Raw genomic sequence first — 22,785 nt, 5'->3', positions numbered from 1 at the left:
CAGGGTCTTTTCAAGGGCGTAGATACGTATAACATTCAAAGAAATTGAGAGGCTGGAGGAATAATGTCAAGAAATATTGTTTTGATTGGCGGCACAACTGGGATTGGTAAGGCCTTGAAAGAGAGCTTGGAAAAAACCGATGTACATCTTTACATCGCGTCAAGGAGTGCGACGTCGCGGCTCGAAAGCGGCGGTAATATTACGGTCGCTGATATTGATGCGACAGACGATTCTGCAGATTGGTCATTTTTGCCGGAGGAGATACACGGAGTGGTGTATTTGGGTGGAAGCATTAATCTGAAGCCTTTCCAGCGACTGAGCAACAAAGATTTCATAGAAGACTTTAATGTAAACGTCATTGGCGCCGTCAATACCATTCAGGCGTCGCTTCCGGGAATGAAAAAAGCTGGAAGTGCCGCTATTGTTCTTTTTAGTACTGTCGCGGTACAAAGAGGACTAACCTTTCATGCTTCGGTGGCTGCAGCCAAAGGTGGGATAGAGGGTCTGATAAGGGCACTGAGTGCTGAGCTTGCACCAACAATTCGCGTAAATGGAATTGCACTCTCATTGACCGATACGCCAATGGCGGATCGCTTGCTCGGCAGTGACTCAAAAAAAGAAGCCGGAAATAAACGCCACCCGCTCAAAAGGTATGGAAAGCCCGAAGACATCTCTGAGGCAGCCTCATTTTTGCTGAGTGAAAAGGCATCCTGGATTACCGGGCAAATATTGGGTGTCGATGGCGGAATGTCGACCATTCAAAACCTCTGATTCATTTCTCGTGAAAAGAAGCCGGGGAAGGAAGTGGGCTTTCTGGGCTTCAGCTGCCACTTGGTGCAGGGGAGTGGACAATCTCCTCAAGGGCAGCCCGGATGGCAACTGGAATGGGTGTTGAGGTATTGTCGGTACGGTTCACAAATACGTGTACCAATTGCCCAATGGCAGCGGCGTCAGGTTCCCCTTCGCAGAAAATGGCCACCTCATAGGTCACTGACTTGCTGCCCAGCTTGCTCACACGAAGTCCCACTTCAATCGCATTAGGGTAGGCGATGGGTTTTTTGAACTGACAGTTTGAACTGACGATAAAGCCAACCACCGGCGCGTTGTGAATATCGAGCCCGCCCTCTTCAATGAGGTAACGGTTGACGGCGGAATCAAAGTAGGAATAGTAGGTTACATTGTTCACATGACCGTAGATGTCGTTGTCCATCCATCGAGTGGTGATCGGATAAAAACCGAAAAATTTGCGCGGTTCAAGGTATCACTCCCTGTGTTAATCATTGAACAGAATTACTTGCCGAATGGCCTTGCTGGTTAAACGCAGACGCCGCGACGCTCGGAACGGCATCACGCTTGCTCTCCCGCACGAGCTCCCGGTCGAAGGGTGACCGGCCTACTTTCTTTTGAGCGAGCTGTCGCTTGGTTTTCTGTTTTATACTCATATCTACCGTCCTCTGAACCACTTTGCCTAAACGTGAAATGTCTGTGTGAGCTTTCCTTGCCACTCGATACTCTCCAGTAATAAGGTCGTACTAACAAGCATACTGACGAGTATAAAACCATGAACCTTGCCGTACTATGACTGACGGTTGCGAGGTGACTTCCCAACCATCCGGCGGTAACCGAGGCAGACTACAACCTTACCCCGAGGCAACTTGCTCAAATCGAGGAAGTCTACATTCTTCTAGAACCATAAAGCTCGCCCGTTTTCACTGGTGGGGCGTGTCGTTTCAAACGGATGCAGGTAACGGCATCGATCCTTGATAGTATGATTTCCTCTTCTCATCCTGAAACAATCAAGTGCTGCAAAATGAATGCTCCCTTTAAGCTGCGGCCTTACCAGCAGGAAGCTGTTGACGCCACGTTGAAACATTTTCGCAAATCGGATGATTCCGCCGTTATTGTGCTGCCGACCGGTGCGGGTAAAAGCTTGGTGATTGCCGAGTTGGCCCGCCTTGCCCGGCGTAAAATTCTGGTGTTGACCCACGTAAAAGAGTTAGTTGAGCAGAATCACGCCAAATACCAAAGTTATGGGTTAACGGGTGGCGTCTTCTCCGCCGGGTTAAAACGTAAGGAAAACTTGCATCAGGTGACCTTCGCCAGTGTGCAGTCTGTATCGGCGAATCTGGATCAGTTCAGAGACGAATACTCATTGATTATCATCGATGAGTGCCATCGGGTCAGTGAAGATGACAGCAGCCAGTATCAAACAATCATTGGGCTGTTACGGCAGCAAAATGACTCCCTTAAAGTGCTCGGGTTAACTGCCACACCCTATCGCCTAGGCATGGGCTGGATCTATCGTTATCACTACCGGGGCTTTGTCCGTAGCAGCAGTGATGAGCAGGACAAGCCCTTTGAGCATTGCATTTATGAGCTGTCGCTGAGCTATATGATTCATCGGGGGTATCTCACCCGGCCCGAGTTAGTTAACGCGGCGGTGGCGCAATATGATTTCTCCGTGCTGTCTCAGAACCGTTCTGGCGAATACGCGGAAAAAGACGTTAACCAGCTGCTGGGCAAGCATCGGCGTGTAACCCGTGCCATTATTGAACAGGTGATGGAGCTGGCCGTTAAGCGGCAGGCGGTGATGCTTTTTGCTGCAACGGTGGATCATGCGCGGGAAATCACCGGCTATCTACCGGAACAACAAACAGCCTTGATTACCGGCGCTACCGATCTGAATGAACGTGATTTTCTGATTCAGCGCTTTAAACAGCGGCAGTTAAAGTATCTGGTGAATGTATCCGTACTCACCACGGGCTTTGATGCGCCCCATGTGGACTTCATCGCCATTCTTCGTCCTACCCAGTCGGTCAGCCTGTATCAGCAGATTGTGGGTCGCGGTCTTCGTCTGGACGAAGGTAAACAGGATTGTCTGGTGATTGATTATGCGGGTAACAGTGTCAATCTGTATCACCCGGAAGTGGGGGAGAAGAAACCGAACCCGGACTGTGAGCCGGTGCAGGTATTCTGCCCGGGTTGCGGTTTTGCCAATATCTTCTGGGGTAAAACAGACAGTGAGGGCCATGTTATCGAGCACTTCGGTCGCCGTTGTCAGGGGCTGCTAGGGCCTGCTGAAGAGGAAGAACCTGCAGCGCAGATCAGGCGCCCTGAACAGTGCGATTACCGTTTTCGTTTCAAGGAGTGCCCACACTGCGGTGCTGAAAATGATATCGCGGCCCGTAACTGCCAGCAGTGTAAAAAAGCCATTATTGATCCGGATGATCAGCTAAGAGACGCGCTGAAACTCAAAGATGCCATGGTGATCCGTTGCGCCGGGGTTACATTAAGCGCCCATAATGGCAAAAACGAGAGCAAACTGAGAATCACCTATCACGGTGAAGATGGGGAAGAACTCAGCGAGTCTTTTGATTTCAGCAAGCCGGCACAACGCAAGGTCTTTAACAAACTGTTTGGACGGCGTTTAGCGAATAGCCAGGTCCCGCAAGAGTTCAGCAGGATTGAACAGGTGCTTGAGATGCAAGCCTTGCTGACTGCGCCGGATTTTGTCATTGCCCGCAAACAAAAGCACTATTGGCAGGTGCAGGAACGGATCTTTGATTATCAGGGTAACTATCGTAAGGCGTATTAAGCGTAAAGCCTGACTAAGTTCAGATCAGAGGGCGCTGGCCGCTTGATACCCGATTATAACTCCCGGCGATCCTGCCAAGGCTTCTCGGGAGAACTCGTATTCCGAGCCACCGCAATACGCTGGTTGGCCTGGCCGAGAATCTTTTTCTGCAGTTTTGTTTCCCAGTCCAGTGCCACCTTGTCGGTTGCGTTCCAACTGCGGTTAAACAACAGTTTGCTGGCTGCAACAGCATCCGGAGATCGCTCCGCCAGTTCTCGGGCAAAGGTAAGAGCGTCAGCCATCGGGTCATCGCTGATTCGGGTAACCAGCCCCATCGCCTTTGCTTCGTTGCCATTGAAGCGACGCGCGGTCATGGTCAGCTCTTTGGCAAGATCGATAGGGATCAGTTCGCGTAGGGTCACCGCCAGGCTCATGTCTGGAATGAGTCCCCACTTACTCTCCATAACCGAGAACTCGCAGTCGGCGCTAGAGAATCGGAAATCAGCCCCTAATGCAATCTGCAAACCGCCGCCAAAGCAGTAACCGTGGGTAACGGCAATCACCGGTGCAGGCACGTCACGCCAGAGGTATCCAATATCCTGGGCGAGATTGCTGATCTTGCGCCCTGGCTTGAAAAGTAGCTTGAGGAAGTTTATCGGGTTTCGGGAAACGGTTTTTATGTCCAGGCCGGAGCAGAAAGCCTCGCCTGCGCCACACAGAATAATAACGCGCACGCTGCGGTCTTTTTTCAGCGTTTTGGCGGCTTTAGTAACGGCATCGAACATGGGCATGTCCAGACCGTTGTATTTGTCGGGTCTGTTCAAGGTTACCGTGGCAATCCCGTCCTCGATATCGATCAGGACCCGTTCCTTTTTTTGCGGCTGCGCTTTTGGTTGCTCTACTTTTGGCTGCTCTACTTCTGGCTGCTCTACTTCTGGAGAGAGGCGTGCGCTCATATTGTTGGTTCCATTTATCAGTAGCGTCATGCATGGGTCGAAGCCACTATATCAGTCCGATGCTACGCTTGAGCAGGTCAAAGCGGAGCGAGCCGTGGGGATTGCCTGCACGCTTATGCGCTCAGACATGTCAGCGACAAGTCCTTCTCCAGCCGGTAAGTGTCGAAATCACGGGCCATAAATAGCGGCCCCCGATAGTGTTGCATGGCTTCGGTTGCCAATTGGCTGATGTTGGGTGTGACGCCCGGCGCGGACTGGTAGCGTGAGCTGAAGTGGGTAAGTACCAGGTTCGGCAACTGGGCCTGTTGAGCAAACCTGGCCACCTGTTCTGCAGAGCTGTGCTGTGGCCAAGGTCCGACCCGATTGGCCACGTCCTGAGTGTAGGTGGCTTCGTGAATCAGCGCATGGCTGCCTTTGCAGGCGCCAGTCAACAGGGTAGGGTCGTCGTTGTCGCCGGCGACGGTCAGGCGGCGGGCAACGCGGGGAGTTTGTGTGTAATCGTCACTTCTTAGCAGGCGTCCATCCTCCTGCGTCACGTCATTGCCTTTCTGCAACTCCCCCCAGCTGGGCCCGGGTTCGATGCCGTCCTCATTCAGCTTGTCCGGCAACAGTTGTCGCTCAATGTTTCGCTCAGTGAACACGTAGGCACGGCAAGGCACTCGATGGGACAACGCCACGTTCGTCACCCCGAAGTCTTGATCCTTCCAGCAGAAGTCCGGCGCTTCAGAATTGATGAAGTTCAGGGTATAGCCGAGACTGGAGTCGCTGTTTTCAAGCGTTGCGTTGATGAAGCGTTGAGTTTGGACGGGGGCGACGATGTCTAAAGATTCTGTGCGGCCCAGCATTGATGCACTGGTGAGCAGCCCTGGCAGGCCGAAGGTGTGGTCACCGTGGATATGGGTGATGAATATTGCCCGCAATTGCATCACCGAGTAGTGAGCGCGTAGCAGTTGGTGCTGAGTGCCTTCGCCACAGTCCACCAGATACCAGGGTTTGTGGCCAGAGTGCGACAGGGCCAGGGCGGTTACGTTGCGTGAACGTGTCGGTGTTCCGGCAGACGTGCCCAGAAAGGTGAATTCCATTGTTCTTTGTTGTCGCTTAGTTTTGGGTCAACGCGAAACTGAGTAGCCAGCGGTTGCCGTGCTCAATCTTCGAAACCCGGTGTTGGTAAAGGTCCGGTCGGAACAGTATGACTCTTCCAAACAGATTGAATACGTTTTTTTCGCAGGTGAACTCACCGCCGGTTTTGGGCTTAACCAGTACGCAATTGAGCTTGTACAGCCGGCCTTCGGATACCATGTCCACGTGGGGAACCACCTTGTGGCCCTCCGGGTAACGCACCAGGTAAATGCTCAGGCGTTTGGAGTAGAAGAGAATCCGGGTTTTTACGTTTAATGCCATCGTGAGCGTATTCGCTTGAAAGTGAGTTGCCTTTTAATTGTGCGCGCGGAGCGTGAGAATTTAAAGAGGCCGGCTTCCGGTATTAAACTTTACAGGGAGAAGTTCATTGAGTTAGAAACAGTTACTACTCCAGAACCTTCGGCCAATTCACATCCGCCTGATGAATAGACCCGTCAAGATTTTCTAGCCACTGGTCTTGCACGAACTGGTTGTAGTTCAGGTACAGGCGGCCTTCTCGTATAGATCAGTGTTTCGGGTCCCCTTTTGGTGACGGCGAGAGTTGCTGAGACGACGTTGAGGAGGGTTTTGCTGCGTAAAATTTTGCTATAAAGATGCCTCCGCGATTGGATTTGGCGTCATCATTCGAAAACGTTAACTCGGTGTCCAATGGGTCCACACCTTCATGGTCATGATGCAGAAACTACAGTAAACCCGTTTTGATCATGTCGAACATGTCCAGAATCCGCGCCACAAATTGGTCTTTCGGGCGAAAACTGCTTTGGGTGCTGATTGTAACGTCCCGCTGCAGGTGATCCAGTAGCTTGTGAAGGCGCCGACGATGCAAACCGACCGCTGCCTGAACTGGATCGAATATAACGCCGGAAAAAGCTGCAAACGCTGCCAATGAGCCCATGACAGCGACCATAACGCTGGCCATCGTCGCTAGCGAAGGCTCTGGTGGAAACCAGCTGTAGTACCAACTGCCGAGGGTTTCACCAAAAATAAAGTTCTGAGTAGCGAGGGTCGTTGCGAGCATGGTTGCGAGCACCACCCCGAGCCCAATGCCGCCTGGGGTGAACTTCTGGAACGCGAACGCGCCCAACACCGTGCATAAAATACTGTTGGTGATATCGGCAGACGCCGTCCGGGTCATCCGGTACTGACTGAGAGCGTCTGCGACCAGCGGTTCAATCAGGGTGCTAAACCGCTGGTGATCGACCGGCTTGCAGGTATGGCGCTCATAGACCGCCTCCAGTGCCGCAATAAGATATCCCTCCAGAATTGAGCTCTGCTGACCATTGTTCAACAGGTCCACCAGAATCAGGTGCGAGATGTGCTGTTGTACCCGGGTGGTCAAACCGGCGGGTACATAATTTGCCAAACTGTGCAGCCACATTAAGCCTGTTCGTTTGGGAACCAGAATTTTTAACAGGCATACCAAGGCGTACACGGGCGCCCACAGTAGGTTGATGGGTGCCCGTAACATGTCCCATCCCAGCGCCATTTGGTTGGTCGCTATGGCACCAGGATAATGAAAATGCCGGTCAATAAACGTCGGTATCCGCGCCCGGCAGTCGTCAAAGTAGCGCTTGATGCCTGAGCGGATTGCCTGCTCTATCTCAACTTCGGAGACATTTTGCTCGGGCGATGTGGCAATGGGCATGGTAATAAGCGCCTCTGCGTGAGCTTTCGTAACGATCCGCATCGACCAGATCTGGGAGGCTTTGAATACAAGAGGGTACGCCTTTTCTGTTTCGAGATGATTTACGAAAATTAATAATTATAGTCCCAAAAACTCCGCTGATAAGTACTGTGACTTATTGTTGAGTAAACTAACTAAATCTAAAATGTCGTATAGAAATTAACCAACCTTTTCCGAAGAGAAAGATAATGGCTTACACACCCTTCACCGCCGTCAACAACAGCCGTGATTTCCGTAACCAGTACCTGCGCAAACATTTTAGTATTTGGGTGCAAAAGCTTAAAGCGCGTCATCAAAAACGTCAGGAACTCGCCGAGCCACTTACCTTATGTGTGCCTGCGTTAGTCCCGTCTGTTAATCAAAAAGAAGCAATGGATCAAGTTCGGTTTGAGCAAGATTTCGGAGCAAACAACCACGAATACGAGACCGTTGGTTCAAGAAATGCTGCTTGACACCCGTAGCTCTCTGCTGTGATGAACATGGCTAAGCTGAAAAAGACAGTTCATCACCGTTAATCGAATAAGCTCATACGCTTTATAACGTTATCGCGCTTGATTTTCCAATGGAATATCGCACCCGTCACATGCAGTGCCACCAATGCTAAAATAATCCAGCTAAGCCACTCATGTAGCAGAAAGAGCTGTTCAGAGAGCTGTTCATCCTTGCCGATAAACCCAGGCAACTGCCAGAGAAAAAATTCAACCGGGTAGCCGCCGGCGGCTGTGCCTGCCCAGCCGAGTAACGGCATGGCGATCAGCGCCAAATAGAGCAAACGTTGGACACTTTTACTGACCACTCTCTCGAAGGTATCCAAGGGCGGTACATGGTCTGGTACTGCAAAAGCCAGGCGGGTAATAACACGCAGTATCATCAGTAATAATATCAACACCCCCAGCGTTTTATGGCCGCCGTAGAGCACGTTCGTTAGTGTGTTGCCTAGCAGATCGACGGCGCCGTCAAAATCCAGAAATCCTATCGTTAAGCCGCTGACTAACGAGAGTAACACCACACCAGACACTGACCAGTGAAGTAGCCGGTGTGGGTAGGCATAGCGGTCCAGTGCTTGCATGCGGCGCTCCTAGTAGCTATTCGTAATACTTTAGTTTAGTGACTGAAACTGGGACAGAGTTATTTTCATATTTTTCGATTTCTGGCCGGTGAGCTCGAAAAGCAGAAGTGCTGCAATGAAAACGCTCAGCCAAGAGCTTGTGGTTTGCCTGCCCGGCATCGGGTTTTGTCCACCCTGCCTAACGCCTGATGGGCAAGCACGACTATTTTGTGATTGAAACTTGTTTTTTAAGGGACACCCTAGAAGACTGCAAAGGTGCTTAGCTTTCAATTGCGTGTTTTTCAGAAAAGGAAGCAGAGTGATAATGGTTGCCGCTAAATCTTTGATAGGAGCGTTTTTGGCATTGACGGTTTTGCCTGCCTGGTCTGAAATCCAGGGGGAGGGATCGCTTACTGTCTCAATTGCCGCACCGGCCTATTGGTGCCCGTACGCCTGTAGTGCGCTTGGATTACGCTCGGGATTCACAGTTGATATCGCTCGTGCCGCGCTGGAGTCTGAGGGGCATAAAGTCGTTTATAAAAACCTGCCCTACGACCGGGCCCTGGTTGAGGCAGAAAGCGGTCGTATTGACGCCATAATGCCGACGTTCAAGGGCGAGGCCCCGAACTTTGTTTTTCCCTCATATGCAGTGTCGCTGACTGAATATTGTTTTTACGTTCCGGAGGACGAACTCCGCCGCTATAGCGGCCTGGATTCAATCGAGAACATGCGATTCGTGGCCACTTCAGGCTACAGCTATGGCGAAGATATGGACGCTTATATTTCTAACAATCAGGGTGGGCGCGTAATTCTGATCGGGGGAGACGACGTATCCAATCGCCTCCGAGAGATTGTAAGAAGGGGGCGCGTTGATGCGCTTCTCGATGATCGGCTTCTGTTCGAATCCAGCCAGAACGGGGTCGGCTTGGTGAATGCCGGTTGTCTCGACGGACGCCATGCCGGTTACCTGGCCCTTTCCCCAGAAGACCCGGACCGGTCAAGCGCCATCGCCGAGGCTTTCGATCGCGGCTTTAGGACTATTCGAGGAGACGGACAGATTTGCGAGATTCTGGAAAAGTACAGGTTAGGCGCTGAAGTAGTGCTCGACTTGAGCGGAGACTATTGCCCATCAAATTTTTTCTGAGTGGTATTCGGGTCGAATTTGGCCTAAGCATTGTTGCCGTTACACAACACTCGGCCATTCGACTGATGTTGTCATCGAACGTGCAGAAAGGATTCTGAGTTCCTTGAGCAAGGTTTGAGGCGCGATCTTATTTTCTAATCAAATAGGCTCATACGCTTCATGACATTATCGCGCTTGATTTTCCAATGGAACATCGCACCCGTCACATGCAGCGCCACCAATGCTAAAATAACCCAGCTAAGCCACTCATGTAGTAGAAAGAGCTGTTCAGAGAGCTGTTCATCCTTGCTAATAAACCCAGGCAACTGCCAGAGAAAAAACTCAACCGGGTAGCCGCCTGCGGCTGTGCCTGCCCAGCCGAGTAACGGCATGGCGATCAGCGCTAAATAGAGCAAACGTTGGACACTTTTACTGACCACTCTCTCGAAGGTATTCAAGGGTGGTACATGGTCTGGTACTGCAAAAGCCAGGCGGGTGATGACACGCAGTGTCATCAGTAGTAATATCATTACACCCAAGGTTTTGTGGCCGCCGTAGAGTACGTCAGTCAGTGTGTTACCTAGCAGAGCAACGGCGCCGTCAAAATCCAGAAAGCCTATCGCTAAGCCACTGGCTAAAGAGAGTAACACCACACCAGAGACTGACCAGTGGAGTAGTCGGTGCGGATAGACGTATCGATCCAGTAGTTGCATGCGAAGCTCCTGATAAGCCTTATATGTCAGAGCATAATAGTCATTAAAAAAGTCTTGCGCTGCTTAAAAAATCGCGAATAAATCGGAATTAATATTATCTCCTAGGTCGGTTTGCGCCCAAAGATTTTGTAGTTGGCCACGCAGGGATGAGCTAATCCTTGCTCGCCCGAGAATCGCATTACAATCGGCACAACTTGCTGAATCATAGCGTTGTTTATACCCTGCGCTAAGAACGTCGACTGTACCCTGTTCATAAACGCAATAATTGTGGCAAATGTGGCCTTGGCGCTGCTGTTTGCCCTGTTAGGCCGTGGTTGGGCTTTGATTTGTCGAAGCCTCTTTCATTGGCGAAACTCGGGTTGATTGGCGCACCCCTACCGTTTGACGTCACGATGAAGATGCCCGTGGGGAAGGTATAGCTGACGTGACGTTTTATAACTTACTCAACCCGTGTCGACAACGAGGAATGATAAGGCATGCCTGAAATGACGAATGACCTCTTTAGAGCGGGCCGGCACTCGCGCTATTTTAATCACACACGAAGCTACAGCTTGTTCTCGCGCGTCCGCATGATTGCCTGGATTTTGGCGGTGTTGCAGACAGCGTGGATTCTGGTGGACTGGCTGTTACTTCCAGAGGACGTCAGCAGCACCATCGCTTACGGACGAATCGTCGCCAGTGTGTCTTGTTTGGCGCTGGGGCTTTGGTTCAGTCATCCCTATCGGCTTGAGATTTCACTGATGCGTTTGTTGCTGTTGGTGTTGGTACTGACGGTGTTCCAGTCCTGGAGCAACTGGGTATTAATTGAACAGGGTCTAGGGTCAGAGATATTGGCCGGCTATGCTTTTTTTCCTTTCATGATCATTACTATGCTGGCCATCTTCGCTTTGACCATAGTAGAAGTGGTTGGTTTTGCGGTGTTTGTCATTCTGGTCGAGCTGGTTAACCAGCTATGGCGCGGCGAGTTTGGGTTGGTAAATGGGTTGAATGACCTCTGGCTGTTGGCAGTGTTGGGCTGCATTGCAGGCTGGGCGTCGGTGAATCAGCTCAGCATGCTGCTGGTGCTTTACCGTCAAGCGACCCGTGATCCGCTTACCGGGCTGGCCAATCGTCGCCAGGTAATGGCGCAGCTGGATGGCGATATCAAGGATGCTCACGAACAGAACAAGCCGCTGTCGGTGTTGCTGTTTGACCTCGACAAGTTCAAAAGTTTCAACGACAACTACGGCCATGCTGCCGGGGACTTGGTGCTCAAACAGTTTGCCAAAATTCTCAGGGATGGCGCAAAACGTAAGATGGACCTCGCCGGGCGCTTTGGGGGTGAGGAGTTTCTGGTGATTCTACCGGATACGGATCAGTCAGGGGCCGTTAAGATAGCGAATGCTGTGCGCGACGGATGCCACAATCAAACACTCAAGGTACCAACGGGAGAGGAAGTCAGCTTTCGCACCAGTATCGGTATTGCCGTGCTGGGAGATAAGACAGAGGGCCGTACCCGATTTCTGCAGCGAGCCGATGATGCGCTCTATGCTGCGAAGAATGGTGGTCGGGACCGCTACGTGGTGGCCCCGCCAAGCTAACGCAGGGATGACGATGCCCCGCTACAGCGTCTTGGAATGGACGGTTTTTTATACGGGAATTTCAGGCGCAACAGTGGTCTGGGCTGCGCTTAACCATCAGAGAGATGCTTCTTCCATGAGCTCGCGCAGCTTAGCGAGTTGAGCCTCGACCACGCGTAGGCGAACCTCGGTCTGAGCAGGTGTTTCTTCTGACGAGCCGGAATACAGCCGGTCGCGGTATTTTGCTCGCTTTTTTTTCAGTGCCTGTTCGAGATGCTTCAGTTCTTTGCGCTTGAGGGAATTGCCCTTGTCGTGTCTGCGCAGCGCATCGTCGAACGTTGCGACCAAGTCTTTGAAACCCATTGCCTGAATCCTCCGTGTTCGAAGATTGGTCGGTCGGGGCGCCGTCACGACCCCATCACGCGTCAGACGATGATGTCTGCCTGGCCTGCATCGCTCACAGACAGTGCTTCTGCGGTCCGGGCGGCTTCCACATCCGTGGCCGTCAGGAGCGCGCGCGTTCCAGTTAGGATAGCATCCACTGTCTCGCTGGCATAAGCAGAATCGTTGAGCAGGGAAGTGGCCATTGCTGAGTCGATCCGTTTTGCGCCGAGGAGTTTCGTAACGCGCGCGACCATGGATTCGCGGTCCACCCGGGCACGAACAGCGATTTCGTCGAGCTCTAGTATGGCCGTGCTGGCGTCGTCAAATTTGCCCGTGTAAAACCGATGAGTTTCCCGCAACACCATCGCGACCCGCAGCCGCAGATCGTTGTATTCCCTGCGGATAGCGGTGTTATCCGCAACCATGTAGACAGTGAGATTCTTGCGCAGGTGTTTTACGTGCTTGATGGCTTCCACCATCTCGCCAGCGGCGTGCTGTAGGCGGTAGAGTGATTCGGTGGAACTGGCTGACGATATTCGCGTCATTCGCCCGGAAATGAAATCAAGGATGGCATTGTAGAGACGCTTGACGCGCTGCCGATAGACCAAGTCGATGTCGATGTCGATGCGCTCCCGGCTGTTATTGATCGTTGCTTCCAGGTCATCGCAGTTGCGGATCTGTTCACGGTGCAGGTGAAGGCCATGGGCGAGAATGACGAAGGCCTGGTCGAACAGGTGCCAGACTTCCCTGCGGACCGCTGCGTTTGCGCTATCGGGGGAGTCCATCGCAGCGGGATTCAGGTACTTCGGCTCCGCCGCGGCCTCTCCCGCTTTTTCTGGTAACCAGCGCTCCAGTGCGCTCGCCATCTGCGATATCAGTGGCAACATCACGGCAACACCCAGACAGTTGAACAGGGTGTGGAACATGGCGAGCTTGACCGTATAATCGTCTTCGGCGATCGACATCAGCGCCGACAAAAGGTCAACGGACCAGCGCAGGGGCTCGATCAGTATCAAGGCGATCACCGCCGTTGCCATATTGAACAAGAGGTGGGCGCCGGCCAGTCGCTTGCCGACGATATTCGCGCCAAGACCGCCGGTCAGTGCGGTCACCGTTGTGCCGATATTGGCACCGATAGCCAGGGCGAGGGCGTTCTCGTAGGTTATCTGGCCGGTGGCCAGGCCGGCCAGGGTTAGAGCCAGCGTTGCGTGGCTCGACTGCATGATGACCGTCGCCAGAACTCCGAGCCCCGTATAAATGAGCAGTCCTGTGATGCCCGTCATCGCATATTCACGCAGATCGATCGCCGACTGGTAGCTTACGAACCCCTCCTTCATGAAATCGATGCCGAGAAACAGAAACCCCAGACCGGCCAGAATTGCGCCGATGGCTTTCAGTGCGCGGGGTTGCTGGAAATTCAGCACCACGCCGAAGACGAGCATGGGCAGCGCGAAGGCCGAGAGGCTCATTTTCATGCCGATGGTGGCGAACAGCCATGCGCCGGTTGTGGTGCCCAGGTTGGCTCCGAAAATGATGCCGATGCCGGTGATCAGGGGGAGCAGGCCGGCGCTCACGAACGATATTGTGATGACCGATACCAGGGAGCTGGATTGCATAATAGCGGTACTGACGATGCCAAAACCGAGACTCTTCGGAATCGTATCTGTTGTTCGGCGCAGCACATTCTCCAGAAATCCGCCGGTGAATTGGCGGAACCCGTTTTCGAGCGAGAGCATGCCAAACAGGAAGATCGCAACCCCGGCGGCAATGTGTTTGAACTCGGGGCTCGCCCAGAGCGCAAAAGCCAGAAAGCTGAGTATTCCGGCGAAGACGAGTTGGCGGTAGTTCATTGGCTTACCTTTCCCGCGGTTGGTGCGGGTTCGATTCCGTGCAGTCAGGGCGCAAAACCATCGGTACGGCAAGAGTTCTATGATGTATTTTATTTTGTCACATTTCTGTAATGTAAGTAAGCTCACGGCTTACAAAGCCGGGCAGTTAATCTGGAGAGGCCGCATGCAGCTATTGTCGCCGAGTCGCCGCTTCAGCGACGATGCTTACGATAAGCACGGTATATTGAAGAAGGAAATCTACGAGAAGGAACTGGCGCGATTGGAGGAGGAGTTGGCCAAGCTCCAACGCACCATTACCGACGAAGGCCTGCGCATTGTGGTCTTGTTCGAGGGACGCGACGCCGCCGGCAAAGGCGGAACCATCAAACGCATTACTGAGAAGACGAATCCTCGCGTTGTGCGCACGGTCGCACTTGGCAAACCGTCCGATCGCGAGCGTAGCCAGTGGTACTTTCAGCGATACGTGGCCCACTTGCCGGCGGCCGGGGAGATGGTGCTGTTTGACCGCTCCTGGTACAACCGTGCGGGCGTTGAACGGGTGATGGGGTTCGCTTCGGCCGAGGAGGTCGAGCTGTTCATGCACACCTGCCCCGAATTCGAGCACATGCTTGTCGAGGAAGGCATTATCCTGCTGAAGTACTGGTTCTCGGTCAGCGAGGAAGTTCAGGAACAGCGCTTTCAGGCGCGTGCCGCCGATCCTGCTAAGCGCTGGAAAATCTCCCCGATGGATCTCAAGTCGCGCGAGCTGTGGGCCGAGTATTCAGGGGCCAAGGACGACATGCTGCGTTACACGGACCTGCCATACGCACCGTGGCGGATGGTAGACGCCGATGTTAAGCGCCATGCCCGATTGAACTGTATCAGCAATCTGCTGGAGCAATTCGATTATAGCCGCGACCTGCCGCCGGTCCCCGACCTGCCTCCGCGCGAATGGTCGCATGACGACAACCGCACGGCGAAGCCCCACGAGTCTTATATCGATCGTTTGTATTGAGGGCTTTCGACGGCCGTTGGGCTTTGATTTGTCAAAGTCTTCGTAGCCTCTAATTTAGTGATGACAAACATACCTTCTTCTTCGTTTAATGCGAAACTAGTCCCCTTAACTTATGGAACAGGCGCTCAACCATGGCGGAATTATCACTCAAGGAACAATTAAGCAACGCGGTAAAAGACGCGATGCGGAATAGGGAAAAATTTCGGCTTGGCACCTTGCGGTTGGTTCAGGCCGCGGTCAAGCAGATCGAGATTGATGAACGCCGCGAGGTGAATGACGACGACGTTCTAAAGGTGCTGGACAAAATGCTTAAACAGCGCCGCGATTCCGCAAGTCAATACGACGATGCCGGTCGCAAGGAGTTGGGCGACATCGAGCGGGCAGAAATGCTGGTTATTGAGGAGTTCATGCCCGCCGCCCTGACTGAGGACGACCTGGATGGCCTTATCCGTGCGGCCATTAGCTCAACTGATGCTCAGGGAATGCAGAGCATGGGGCAAGTGATGAACGAGCTGCGCCCTCAGGTACTTGGTCGGGTCGATATGGGTCATCTGGGCAAGAAGGTGCGGGCCGCGCTGGCTTGACACCTTTACGTGGGCTTGCGGAACTCAGAAGGAATGCAGGTCCGGGTTTTTTGGCTGGCTTCTTTCGATTGTGCTTGTGCCGTAAACTCTGATGATGTTCGAGGAAATGAGTTACACAGACCTGGCGGGCCAGATTGTCAGCCTTATTGCGCTGGGCTTCTGCATTGTCGGCTTTACCAGCAAGCACGATGACCGGCTGATGGTGCTGTTAATTGCGGCGAATGTGGCCTTTGCGTTGCAGTTTGCGCTGTTTGGTAGCTGGACGGCGGCGACCCTGAGCTTGCTGGTGATCGGCCGCATTATGCTGGCGCGGCGTTATATGGGCAGCTGGCAGGTGATGCTGGCGGTATTGGGGGTCAATCTGTTGGCTGCGCTACTAACCTGGCGCAGCCCGGTAGATTTTTTCGCCATTGCGGCGGCTATTTTCGGCACCCTGGGCATGTTCATGCTCAGGGGCATTCCCATGCGGCTGATGCTGGCTGCCGCCGCGGTTGCCTGGATGCTGAACAATATTGCTATAGGTTCGGTGGGCGGAACGCTGGCGGAAGCCATGGTGTTGATCGTTAACTTCATTACCATATACCGGCTGGCGAAAATGAAACGGCGTTACCCCGAGGCTTTCGAGAAAGCAAAAGAGCCGGGCACGTAGAAAACCTGCAACAACCCGGTTCCGGGACTAAATTTGGGTGTCAAAAAATTCGATGTATGAGGGCCGGTAGGACAGGTATTGGTTATGAGGGCCGCATCACAGTGTAAAAGTTATCGACACGCAGGTTGATCAGCTATTCTATTGCCCCTATGCCGATTCACCGGAGCGTTTGATTCATGCCTGACATCATCGTGATGTTCTTCTTGCTTGGAGTAATCGCGGGAGCCCTTCGCTCTGACCTGACGATCCCGAAAGCCGTTTACGATATTCTCAGTCTTCTGTTAATGCTGACCATAGGCCTCAAGGGCGGCATGGCTCTGCATGGCAATCTTCATTGGGGTCTGGTTACGCAAGTTCTGGCGATTATGGCGTTGGGCTTCGCCATTCCCTTGGCGCTGTTTCCGATGCTCCGCTACCTTGTGCGCTTGAATGTGGCGGATGCCGCCAGCTTTTGCGCCCATTATGGATCTGTCAGCGCGGGTACTTTCGCAGTGGCGTTGGCCTGGGTTGAGTCCCGGGGGTTGGCGACTGACGGGCAGGTTACCTTGTATTTGGTGCTGTTGGAGTTGCCAGCGATTCTTACCGGCCTGTGGCTGTATCGGCGCTACACCCAGGATGCGGTTCAAACAAGCAGCACAGGTACACCCATGTGGCAGGAAACCCTCACTAACAGAAGCGTGGTTTTGCTGGTGGGAGGCGTGGTTATCGGCATTCTTTACGGGCCTGATAACGGTGATGGTGTTACGGCGCCGCTAACGGGTGCTTTTTCCCTGGTGCTTTCGCTGTTCTTGCTGGAAATGGGTCTGGTTGCGGCGGAAACACTGCGCAAGGTTCAGCTTCGACATTGGCGTTTGATTGCTTTTGCACTGTGTATGCCCCCGATCCTTTCCGTGCCAGGGCTCTTAGTCGGTTTGTGGCTGGGCCTGGAGACCGGAACGGTTGTGATTTTAGGCGCCCTTACCGCCAGCGCTTCTTATATTGCCGCGCCGGTAGCGATAAGGCACGCCATTCCAGAAGCGGATATCGGGCTGGCGATGCTGGCTTCTCTTGGTGTGACTTTTCCGTTTAACGTATTGATTGGTATCGGGCTGTACAGCCACTTTCTGGAGTTATTGACGGCGTAGCGTCCGATTCAACGCGATCCAGAATGATAAAACTGTTTTTCTTTTCCAATTTTTTTGCGATCTAGTATGAACACTCTAATTTTTCACCGTATCGTTGGTAGTGAGTTCGAAGTTCGACGAACTTTAGTCGACAAATTCGCTTGGTGAACCCTACTTTAATCAAAGCGATCATTAGCAATCAGGAGATTTAAAATGGGTAAACTCAAAACATATCAGCAACAGATTCAGGAAATTGTCGAGAAAGGTATCAATGCTGCAGAAGCGCAACAGAAAAAGTTGTCTGCCAAGCCTTTCGAGTACGCTGAGAAACTGGAATCTGGCGCTCGCGAATACAGCGTTAAATCATTGCGCGAACACTATTTTGGCTACAGTGAAACGCTGTTCAGCCAGCTTCGCAGTCTGAACTTGCGGATGGGTAGTTTCGCTGCCGACATCCTGTCAAAGCTTGAGAAAGAAGCAGCTGACGGCACCGATGCGGTTGCTGAAGTTGTATCTGACATCGCTGATGATGTGACCAGCTTGGCGAAGTCTGCCAAGCAAAAAGTCAACACCGGAAAGCAGACTGCTGCGAAAAGCCCGGCCAAGAAGACAACCACTACTGCTTCTGTCTGATAGAAATAATTGTGTGTCCTTGGGAGGCCTTCGCGCCTCCCTTTTTTATGGCTCAATGGCAAAAATGCAAAGCGCAGGATGACACCCAGAACCTGGGTGAGCACGAAAAGTTCGGTACCAAGTCAGTCAATAAACGTCGGAAGTCTCTCGCAGTGACAGCGAAATCGGCCTACGCTCTGGTTGTTCTGATTTTGGAGTTTATGAGTATGAAACAGCGTCACCTGTTATTACCTATCGGCCTGATACTCACGCTTACTGCCTGCGGGAATACAGCTCAGTTCTCCGTTGCCGAGGGAACCGGCCCTGATCCGGTATTGCCCAGTCCGAGCGAGTCCCTGATTCCCACCGTCAATATTGCCAAAGCCACCGGCTGGCCTTCCAGCGGAAAACCCGATGCCGTTGCGGGAACCCGGGTGGTCGCCTTCGCAGACAATCTGGAACATCCCCGCTGGCTCTATGTGCTACCCAATGGTGATGTGCTGGTTGCCGAAACCAATGCCCAGCCGAACCCGGACAGTCATCAAGGTATTCGTGGCTGGATCACGAGAATGATCATGGACGATGCCGGTGCCACTGTTCCCAGCGCCGACAGGATTACTCTGCTGCGTGACAGTGATGGTGACGGCGTAGCCGACAAACGTTCGACGCTACTTAAAGACCTGCACTCTCCGTTTGGTATGGCTCTGATCGGGAACGACTTCTACGTTGCCAACACGAACGCCGTCATGCGTTTTCCCTACAAGACGGGCCAGACACGCATCACCGCCGAAGGCACCAAAGTTACCGATCTGCCAGCCGGCAAGATCAATCATCACTGGACCAAGAGCATGATTGCCAGCCCGGATGGCAGCAAGCTTTACGTCGGTGTGGGGTCGAACAGTAATATCGGCGAAAACGGTCTTGAGAATGAGGAAGGTCGTGCATCCATTTGGGAAATCGACCCCGAAACCGGTCAGCACCGCGAATTTGCCACTGGCCTACGCAATCCGGTGGGTATGGCCTGGCAGCCGGAAAGCGGCGAGCTCTGGGTTGCTGTCAATGAGCGTGACCTGCTTGGCAGTGACCTAGTGCCGGATTACATGACATCGGTGGCGGATGGTGGTTTCTTCGGTTGGCCCTTCAGCTATTTTGGCCAGAATGTGGATGAGAGGGTAAAACCGCAACACCCGGCGAAAGTGGCCCGGGCTATCAAGCCCGATTACGCCCTCGGGCCGCACACCGCTTCACTGGGGCTAACGGCCGCCGAGGGCAACACGTTGCCCGAGCAATTTAAAAACGGCATGTTTGTGGGCCAGCACGGCTCCTGGAACCGCAAACCCCGCAGTGGTTATAAAGTCATTTTTGTTCCTTTCACCGATGGTGAGCCTGATGGTCAGCCGGTCGATATACTCACCGGGTTCATCAACGCTGACGACAAAGCCCAGGGGCGTCCTGTGGGCGTTGTTATCGACAAGCAGGGTGGCCTTTTAGTGGCGGATGATGTGGGCAATATCATCTGGCGGGTCAGTCGCGCTGAGTCGGCGGCACAGTGAATAGCGGTTTTTCCGCCCAAGGTATGTACGTGTGGATACCGGGTCAGGTTGACATGTCCGGGGATTGACCGGAGGATCGCAAGGCATGAGTAGAGCAACCTGCATCCCCGTGAATCAGCACAACAGCGCGTCAGATGAGCTAGAAAAATCACTCGACGCGGCCATCAAACGCCTTGCTGAAATCAATGCGACCGAGGTCGTGTCGCCCGTTTTAGAGGTCATAGAAGCAGCACAGGCCTTGATGTTTACTAACGAAGGCCTCGAAGCTCTCTATCAGCGCGTGCCGGCGATTGAGGCGGCGGGGTGCTTTGGTGGCAGTGATTGGGATTATCCTCAGACGTTGGTGCCCTCGCTGGCCGTGCGCACGATTCGCCATGGCGAACCGGTGGTAACCCTAGTTGAAATCCTTAGCCAGATTCGCCTTTTAGCGGTGGCCAAAGGTCACTACCGTCATCCTTCTATCTCGGCAGAACACGCCCACCACTTTCTCGCCCAGGTACTGGCGATGAATCTGGATCTGGTGGTCAGTGATCTTCAGGACAGGGACCGGCTGCGGCCGGATGGGCTCGGCTTCGCCGTTCAAGATCTGTATCACTTTCTGCTTCGGCATTTGGGCTACGAGAATCTTCTGGAACATTTAGTGGCCGAAGTCTGGCGAATTCTGGCGCAACGGCCGGTTCAGGTGGGTGGTGTTAAACAAATGGTGACGCAGATCGCCGTCTGCCTGCAAAAGCCGGATGGGCTCGGTGGCGACGTCGGCGACGACGCGCTGCAACTGATCCATGCCGTGTTCAGCCCTACCGAGGGCTGTTGCGAAGATCCCGGCTTCGATGTTTACGCTGAACGGCTGGCACAGATGGACGATGCCACCTTGCTGCGAGAGGCCATCGCCTTTGCCAAGGCCATGCACAGTACCGGCCTGGTTTCGCCGTATATGCCTGGCTTTATACGTTACCTGCGTAGCCGTTGGAACGACCTGATCCCCACCGCTTTGGGCCTGAGCCACACGGGCGTCGACGCCTTTCACTGCTATCCGGCGTTGATTCACACCCTGATTGACGAGGCCTTGTTTCCCGAGACCAGCCAATGTGCCTACGGACTGGCGATGATGCTCGAACGGGGCATTCTCTACGCGCCTCCGGTGGCGCCGTCTCTGTGGCGACAAATACGACTGTCGCTGTGCGAGGCCGCATCCGAGAAAATTGTGGCGGTCTTTGGGTGTAGCCGTTCGCCAGAATGCTTTCTGCTTGCGGATGTTCTTAATGTGTTCGGGTGCCCGCTAGGGGTGGGGCAAGGGAACTATCCTACCTGTCAGTCTACTCGCGCATTGTCTATGTGGGCTTACAACATGCCGGCGGAACTGCTTCGGGTTCTTGCCTGGGCAGCCCGCGACGACGAAGTGGTGATGCGCTTTGAGGGCAACAGTATTTCTTCGCGGGATCTGGGCGCCGGGCTGGCTAGCGAGCCTCCGGTGGATGTAGATGCGGTTTCACTGCTGACGTTGCCGCACCTGGATCGCATCTACTTTGAAATGGGTCGTCGCAGCGCCGGGCGTGGAGAAGATCCGCACAAATGGGTTAACTCCGCATTTCACGGTGATCGTGTGGGCCACGGATTTCGCATAGCCGTCGACATATTCACCGGTGGCCTGAAGGACTTTGAAGGGTTTATTCGAGATTTTTATGCTGCCTATCACCCTTTTTACAACGGCAACATTCCGGTTATTGATCCTCAGCCAGCCGGTATCGCGGTGACCGACAGTGCCACCCGCTTTCTTGGCTGGCACGCCATCACTATCCAGCGGCTTGCGCTGGATCCAGCTGAGGTTATGCGCGTTTATTTCTTTAATCCTAATAACGACAGCGGGCAAAACTGGGGTCAGGGAATTGTCACCTCGACCCAAGGCCACGACGAGCTCTACGGTGAAGCCTCGTTGCCGGTGGCCGAGTTTGCCTCGCGGTTGTACGTGTTTCACTATGACCCGCTCGAAAAGGGTGAGCCGGGTGATATTCCAACCGATGACGTAAAACAGGCTATGCACTTGGCCCAAAACAGTTGGGCTTTGGGGCGTTAGGGTCGGTAAATTAAGCTTTACTTCACGTAAGTCGCGGCTAAACTGAGGAATAAGGGAAACAGACCTCACTAAGCAGGCTTTTTCCGTACGCGTATTTTTTCGCTAAAGTAACGCGAGATGGTGTTTCGTCGGTAAATCCGCCGAATGCAGATCTCGCAAACTTTTACCGACCATAACGACAATTATTGAGGTGTGTTTATGAAACGCCATGCTTTCTCCGCCGCATTTGCCGGCACCCTGCTGAGTGCTGCCATGTTTGCATCACCTGCGATGGCTCAAGACCAAGAGCAGTTCATTACCATCGGCACCGGCGGCCAAACCGGCGTTTACTACGTGGTTGGTCAGTCGATCTGTCGTCTGGTCAATCGTCTGGAAGACGCCAATATTAAGTGTAATGCGCCATCTACCGGTGGTTCTGTTGCCAACATCAATGGCATCAAGTCCGGCGAGTTGGACATGGGTGTCGCTCAGTCCGATGTTCAGTACCAGGCCTACAACGGCACCAAAAGCTTCGAAGGCGATGCCTATACGGACCTGCGTGCCGTTTTTCGGGTTCATGGCGAGCCTTTGACTTTGCTGGCGCGTGCTGATTCTGGCATCACTACCCTGGATGACCTTGTGGGCAAGCGCGTCAACATCGGCAACCCCGGCTCTGGCCAGCGCAATACGATGCAAGTGGTAATGGACGCCAAAGGCTGGACCATGGATACCTTCTCCCTGGCGTCGCAGTTGGATGCCGCCGAGCAAGCCTCAGCGCTCGCCGATAACAATATCGATGCGATGGTTTATGTAGTAGGGCACCCCAACGGCTCCATTCAAGAAGCGACCACGACCGTTGATGCTCGTCTTATCCCGTTGAACGACGAAGAGGTTAAAGGCATCGTTGCCGAGTATCCGTACTACTCCGCATCGGTGATCCCTGGTGGCCTTTACAAAGGCAATGACGAAGACGTCGAGACCTTCGGCGTGGCGGCAACTTTCGTGACTACCGTTAAGGCTGATGACGAAGTTATCTATCAGACGGTCAAAGCCGTCTTTGATAATTTCGATCGCTTCAAGCGTCTGCACCCGGCCTTTGAGAACTTGGTTGCCGAGGAAATGGCGACACAGGGGCTGTCAGCACCGCTGCATGATGGCGCTGCTCGCTACTATCGTGAGCAAGGTTGGATTAAGTAATCTTGTTTT

The 22,785-nt window shown here is 53.3% G+C and carries 23 protein-coding genes; 13 read left to right on the top strand and 10 right to left on the bottom strand.

The annotated features are described in order from the left end of the window. Positions 1-63 precede the first annotated feature (63 nt). Positions 64-771 carry an SDR family NAD(P)-dependent oxidoreductase gene (locus ABA45_RS13945; RefSeq protein ID WP_048387063.1) on the top strand — a complete coding sequence of 236 codons (708 nt, stop codon included), beginning with the start codon at positions 64-66 and terminating at the stop codon, positions 769-771. Between the two features lie 49 nt (positions 772-820). On the opposite strand, the gene ABA45_RS13940 is transcribed toward ABA45_RS13945, so the two are convergent. Then, positions 821-1,210: an acyl-CoA thioesterase gene (locus tag ABA45_RS13940; protein ID WP_227506042.1), complete on the bottom strand. Its 390-nt coding sequence runs from the start codon at positions 1,208-1,210 to the stop codon at positions 821-823. 67 nt (positions 1,211-1,277) lie between these two features. Then, positions 1,278-1,442, bottom strand: coding sequence for a hypothetical protein (locus tag ABA45_RS13935; RefSeq protein WP_157035555.1), 165 nt, complete (start codon positions 1,440-1,442; stop codon positions 1,278-1,280). 368 nt (positions 1,443-1,810) lie between these two features. On the opposite strand from ABA45_RS13935, the gene ABA45_RS13930 reads away from it, so the two are divergent. Continuing rightward, a complete protein-coding gene (locus tag ABA45_RS13930; protein ID WP_048387057.1) occupies positions 1,811-3,595 on the top strand; it encodes a DEAD/DEAH box helicase in 1,785 nt (594 codons plus the stop codon). Between the two features lie 53 nt (positions 3,596-3,648). Here the strand turns inward: ABA45_RS13930 and ABA45_RS13925 are convergent, their stop codons facing one another. The 4 genes from ABA45_RS13925 to ABA45_RS13910 all read right to left on the bottom strand — a co-directional run bounded on the left by ABA45_RS13925 (position 3,649) and on the right by ABA45_RS13910 (position 7,357). Next, positions 3,649-4,530: a crotonase/enoyl-CoA hydratase family protein gene (locus ABA45_RS13925; RefSeq protein WP_227506041.1), complete on the bottom strand. Its 882-nt coding sequence runs from the start codon at positions 4,528-4,530 to the stop codon at positions 3,649-3,651. Positions 4,531-4,643: 113 nt separating this feature from the next. Then, the gene (locus ABA45_RS13920; RefSeq protein WP_048387056.1) at positions 4,644-5,612 is read right to left on the bottom strand and encodes a ribonuclease Z; all 969 of its coding nucleotides are present in this window, start codon (positions 5,610-5,612) and stop codon (positions 4,644-4,646) included. Between the two features lie 16 nt (positions 5,613-5,628). Beyond that, a complete protein-coding gene (locus tag ABA45_RS13915) occupies positions 5,629-5,931 on the bottom strand; it encodes a 2OG-Fe(II) oxygenase (protein ID WP_048387054.1) in 303 nt (100 codons plus the stop codon). Positions 5,932-6,352: 421 nt separating this feature from the next. Beyond that, entirely contained in the window at positions 6,353-7,357 is a 1,005-nt protein-coding gene (locus ABA45_RS13910; RefSeq protein ID WP_048387052.1) for a DUF6635 family protein, read from the bottom strand. 185 nt (positions 7,358-7,542) lie between these two features. On the opposite strand from ABA45_RS13910, the gene ABA45_RS13905 reads away from it, so the two are divergent. Continuing rightward, complete coding sequence (locus tag ABA45_RS13905) at positions 7,543-7,806, top strand: hypothetical protein (RefSeq protein WP_048387050.1); 264 nt, start codon at positions 7,543-7,545, stop codon at positions 7,804-7,806. A 59-nt stretch (positions 7,807-7,865) separates the two neighbouring features. On the opposite strand, the gene ABA45_RS13900 is transcribed toward ABA45_RS13905, so the two are convergent. Then, positions 7,866-8,423, bottom strand: a complete 558-nt coding sequence (locus tag ABA45_RS13900) for a cytochrome b (protein ID WP_048387048.1) — start codon at positions 8,421-8,423, stop codon at positions 7,866-7,868. A 304-nt stretch (positions 8,424-8,727) separates the two neighbouring features. On the opposite strand from ABA45_RS13900, the gene ABA45_RS13895 reads away from it, so the two are divergent. Then, positions 8,728-9,546, top strand: coding sequence for a substrate-binding periplasmic protein (locus ABA45_RS13895; RefSeq protein ID WP_227506040.1), 819 nt, complete (start codon positions 8,728-8,730; stop codon positions 9,544-9,546). A 134-nt stretch (positions 9,547-9,680) separates the two neighbouring features. Here the strand turns inward: ABA45_RS13895 and ABA45_RS13890 are convergent, their stop codons facing one another. Continuing rightward, positions 9,681-10,238 (bottom strand): cytochrome b, encoded by a 558-nt coding sequence (locus tag ABA45_RS13890; protein ID WP_048387043.1) that lies wholly within the window; start codon positions 10,236-10,238, stop codon positions 9,681-9,683. A gap of 569 nt (positions 10,239-10,807) precedes the next feature. Here ABA45_RS13890 and ABA45_RS13885 point away from each other — a divergent pair. Continuing rightward, positions 10,808-11,818 carry a GGDEF domain-containing protein gene (locus tag ABA45_RS13885; protein WP_053076223.1) on the top strand — a complete coding sequence of 337 codons (1,011 nt, stop codon included), beginning with the start codon at positions 10,808-10,810 and terminating at the stop codon, positions 11,816-11,818. A gap of 96 nt (positions 11,819-11,914) precedes the next feature. Here ABA45_RS13885 and ABA45_RS13880 read toward each other — a convergent pair whose 3' ends face one another. Both ABA45_RS13880 and ABA45_RS13875 read right to left on the bottom strand, forming a co-directional pair. Beyond that, positions 11,915-12,160 carry a hypothetical protein gene (locus ABA45_RS13880; RefSeq protein WP_048387038.1) on the bottom strand — a complete coding sequence of 82 codons (246 nt, stop codon included), beginning with the start codon at positions 12,158-12,160 and terminating at the stop codon, positions 11,915-11,917. 62 nt (positions 12,161-12,222) lie between these two features. After that, entirely contained in the window at positions 12,223-14,031 is a 1,809-nt protein-coding gene (locus tag ABA45_RS13875; protein ID WP_048387036.1) for a Na/Pi cotransporter family protein, read from the bottom strand. Positions 14,032-14,194: 163 nt separating this feature from the next. Here ABA45_RS13875 and ppk2 point away from each other — a divergent pair, with 163 nt between their 5' ends. The 8 genes from ppk2 to ABA45_RS13835 all read left to right on the top strand — a co-directional run bounded on the left by ppk2 (position 14,195) and on the right by ABA45_RS13835 (position 22,776). Continuing rightward, entirely contained in the window at positions 14,195-15,025 is an 831-nt protein-coding gene (gene ppk2, locus ABA45_RS13870) for a polyphosphate kinase 2 (protein ID WP_048389096.1), read from the top strand. A gap of 131 nt (positions 15,026-15,156) precedes the next feature. Further along, complete coding sequence (locus ABA45_RS13865; protein ID WP_014872208.1) at positions 15,157-15,609, top strand: GatB/YqeY domain-containing protein; 453 nt, start codon at positions 15,157-15,159, stop codon at positions 15,607-15,609. Between the two features lie 94 nt (positions 15,610-15,703). Further along, positions 15,704-16,258 carry a YgjV family protein gene (locus ABA45_RS13860; protein ID WP_048389094.1) on the top strand — a complete coding sequence of 185 codons (555 nt, stop codon included), beginning with the start codon at positions 15,704-15,706 and terminating at the stop codon, positions 16,256-16,258. A 176-nt stretch (positions 16,259-16,434) separates the two neighbouring features. Continuing rightward, the gene (locus ABA45_RS13855) at positions 16,435-17,382 is read left to right on the top strand and encodes a sodium-dependent bicarbonate transport family permease (protein WP_048387034.1); all 948 of its coding nucleotides are present in this window, start codon (positions 16,435-16,437) and stop codon (positions 17,380-17,382) included. 192 nt (positions 17,383-17,574) lie between these two features. Then, positions 17,575-17,994 (top strand): hypothetical protein, encoded by a 420-nt coding sequence (locus tag ABA45_RS13850; RefSeq protein ID WP_048387032.1) that lies wholly within the window; start codon positions 17,575-17,577, stop codon positions 17,992-17,994. Positions 17,995-18,200: 206 nt separating this feature from the next. Beyond that, on the top strand, positions 18,201-19,526 hold the full coding sequence (locus tag ABA45_RS13845; protein WP_048389092.1) for a PQQ-dependent sugar dehydrogenase: 1,326 nt from the start codon (positions 18,201-18,203) through the stop codon (positions 19,524-19,526). An 85-nt stretch (positions 19,527-19,611) separates the two neighbouring features. Beyond that, positions 19,612-21,600: a hypothetical protein gene (locus ABA45_RS13840; RefSeq protein WP_048387031.1), complete on the top strand. Its 1,989-nt coding sequence runs from the start codon at positions 19,612-19,614 to the stop codon at positions 21,598-21,600. A 198-nt stretch (positions 21,601-21,798) separates the two neighbouring features. Next, positions 21,799-22,776 carry a TAXI family TRAP transporter solute-binding subunit gene (locus tag ABA45_RS13835; protein ID WP_048387030.1) on the top strand — a complete coding sequence of 326 codons (978 nt, stop codon included), beginning with the start codon at positions 21,799-21,801 and terminating at the stop codon, positions 22,774-22,776. The last annotated feature ends 9 nt before the right edge of the window (positions 22,777-22,785 follow it).

The organism is Marinobacter psychrophilus (genome assembly GCF_001043175.1).
Lineage (GTDB): Bacteria > Pseudomonadota > Gammaproteobacteria > Pseudomonadales > Oleiphilaceae > Marinobacter > Marinobacter psychrophilus.
Note: the sequence above shows the minus strand (reverse complement) of the source record. Positions and strands in the feature narration are given on the sequence as shown.

Bases quoted from the DNA above. Each gene is read 5' to 3' on its own strand.
- ABA45_RS13945 (WP_048387063.1), top strand. From the start codon at position 64: ATGTCAAGAAATATTGTTTTGATTGGCGGCACAACTGGGATTGGTAAG.
- ABA45_RS13840 (WP_048387031.1), top strand. From the start codon at position 19,612: ATGAGTAGAGCAACCTGCATCCCCGTGAATCAGCACAACAGCGCGTCA.
- ABA45_RS13875 (WP_048387036.1), bottom strand. From the start codon at position 14,031: ATGAACTACCGCCAACTCGTCTTCGCCGGAATACTCAGCTTTCTGGCT.
- ABA45_RS13850 (WP_048387032.1), top strand. From the start codon at position 17,575: ATGGGTAAACTCAAAACATATCAGCAACAGATTCAGGAAATTGTCGAG.
- ABA45_RS13885 (WP_053076223.1), top strand. From the start codon at position 10,808: ATGATTGCCTGGATTTTGGCGGTGTTGCAGACAGCGTGGATTCTGGTG.
- ABA45_RS13835 (WP_048387030.1), top strand. From the start codon at position 21,799: ATGAAACGCCATGCTTTCTCCGCCGCATTTGCCGGCACCCTGCTGAGT.
- ABA45_RS13845 (WP_048389092.1), top strand. From the start codon at position 18,201: ATGAAACAGCGTCACCTGTTATTACCTATCGGCCTGATACTCACGCTT.
- ABA45_RS13925 (WP_227506041.1), bottom strand. From the start codon at position 4,530: ATGAGCGCACGCCTCTCTCCAGAAGTAGAGCAGCCAGAAGTAGAGCAG.
- ABA45_RS13940 (WP_227506042.1), bottom strand. From the start codon at position 1,210: ATGGACAACGACATCTACGGTCATGTGAACAATGTAACCTACTATTCC.
- ABA45_RS13865 (WP_014872208.1), top strand. From the start codon at position 15,157: ATGGCGGAATTATCACTCAAGGAACAATTAAGCAACGCGGTAAAAGAC.
- ABA45_RS13905 (WP_048387050.1), top strand. From the start codon at position 7,543: ATGGCTTACACACCCTTCACCGCCGTCAACAACAGCCGTGATTTCCGT.
- ABA45_RS13935 (WP_157035555.1), bottom strand. From the start codon at position 1,442: ATGAGTATAAAACAGAAAACCAAGCGACAGCTCGCTCAAAAGAAAGTA.
- ABA45_RS13900 (WP_048387048.1), bottom strand. From the start codon at position 8,423: ATGCAAGCACTGGACCGCTATGCCTACCCACACCGGCTACTTCACTGG.
- ABA45_RS13920 (WP_048387056.1), bottom strand. From the start codon at position 5,612: ATGGAATTCACCTTTCTGGGCACGTCTGCCGGAACACCGACACGTTCA.
- ABA45_RS13930 (WP_048387057.1), top strand. From the start codon at position 1,811: ATGAATGCTCCCTTTAAGCTGCGGCCTTACCAGCAGGAAGCTGTTGAC.
- ppk2 (WP_048389096.1), top strand. From the start codon at position 14,195: ATGCAGCTATTGTCGCCGAGTCGCCGCTTCAGCGACGATGCTTACGAT.
- ABA45_RS13855 (WP_048387034.1), top strand. From the start codon at position 16,435: ATGCCTGACATCATCGTGATGTTCTTCTTGCTTGGAGTAATCGCGGGA.
- ABA45_RS13915 (WP_048387054.1), bottom strand. From the start codon at position 5,931: ATGGCATTAAACGTAAAAACCCGGATTCTCTTCTACTCCAAACGCCTG.
- ABA45_RS13910 (WP_048387052.1), bottom strand. From the start codon at position 7,357: ATGCGGATCGTTACGAAAGCTCACGCAGAGGCGCTTATTACCATGCCC.
- ABA45_RS13880 (WP_048387038.1), bottom strand. From the start codon at position 12,160: ATGGGTTTCAAAGACTTGGTCGCAACGTTCGACGATGCGCTGCGCAGA.
- ABA45_RS13860 (WP_048389094.1), top strand. From the start codon at position 15,704: ATGTTCGAGGAAATGAGTTACACAGACCTGGCGGGCCAGATTGTCAGC.
- ABA45_RS13895 (WP_227506040.1), top strand. From the start codon at position 8,728: ATGGTTGCCGCTAAATCTTTGATAGGAGCGTTTTTGGCATTGACGGTT.
- ABA45_RS13890 (WP_048387043.1), bottom strand. From the start codon at position 10,238: ATGCAACTACTGGATCGATACGTCTATCCGCACCGACTACTCCACTGG.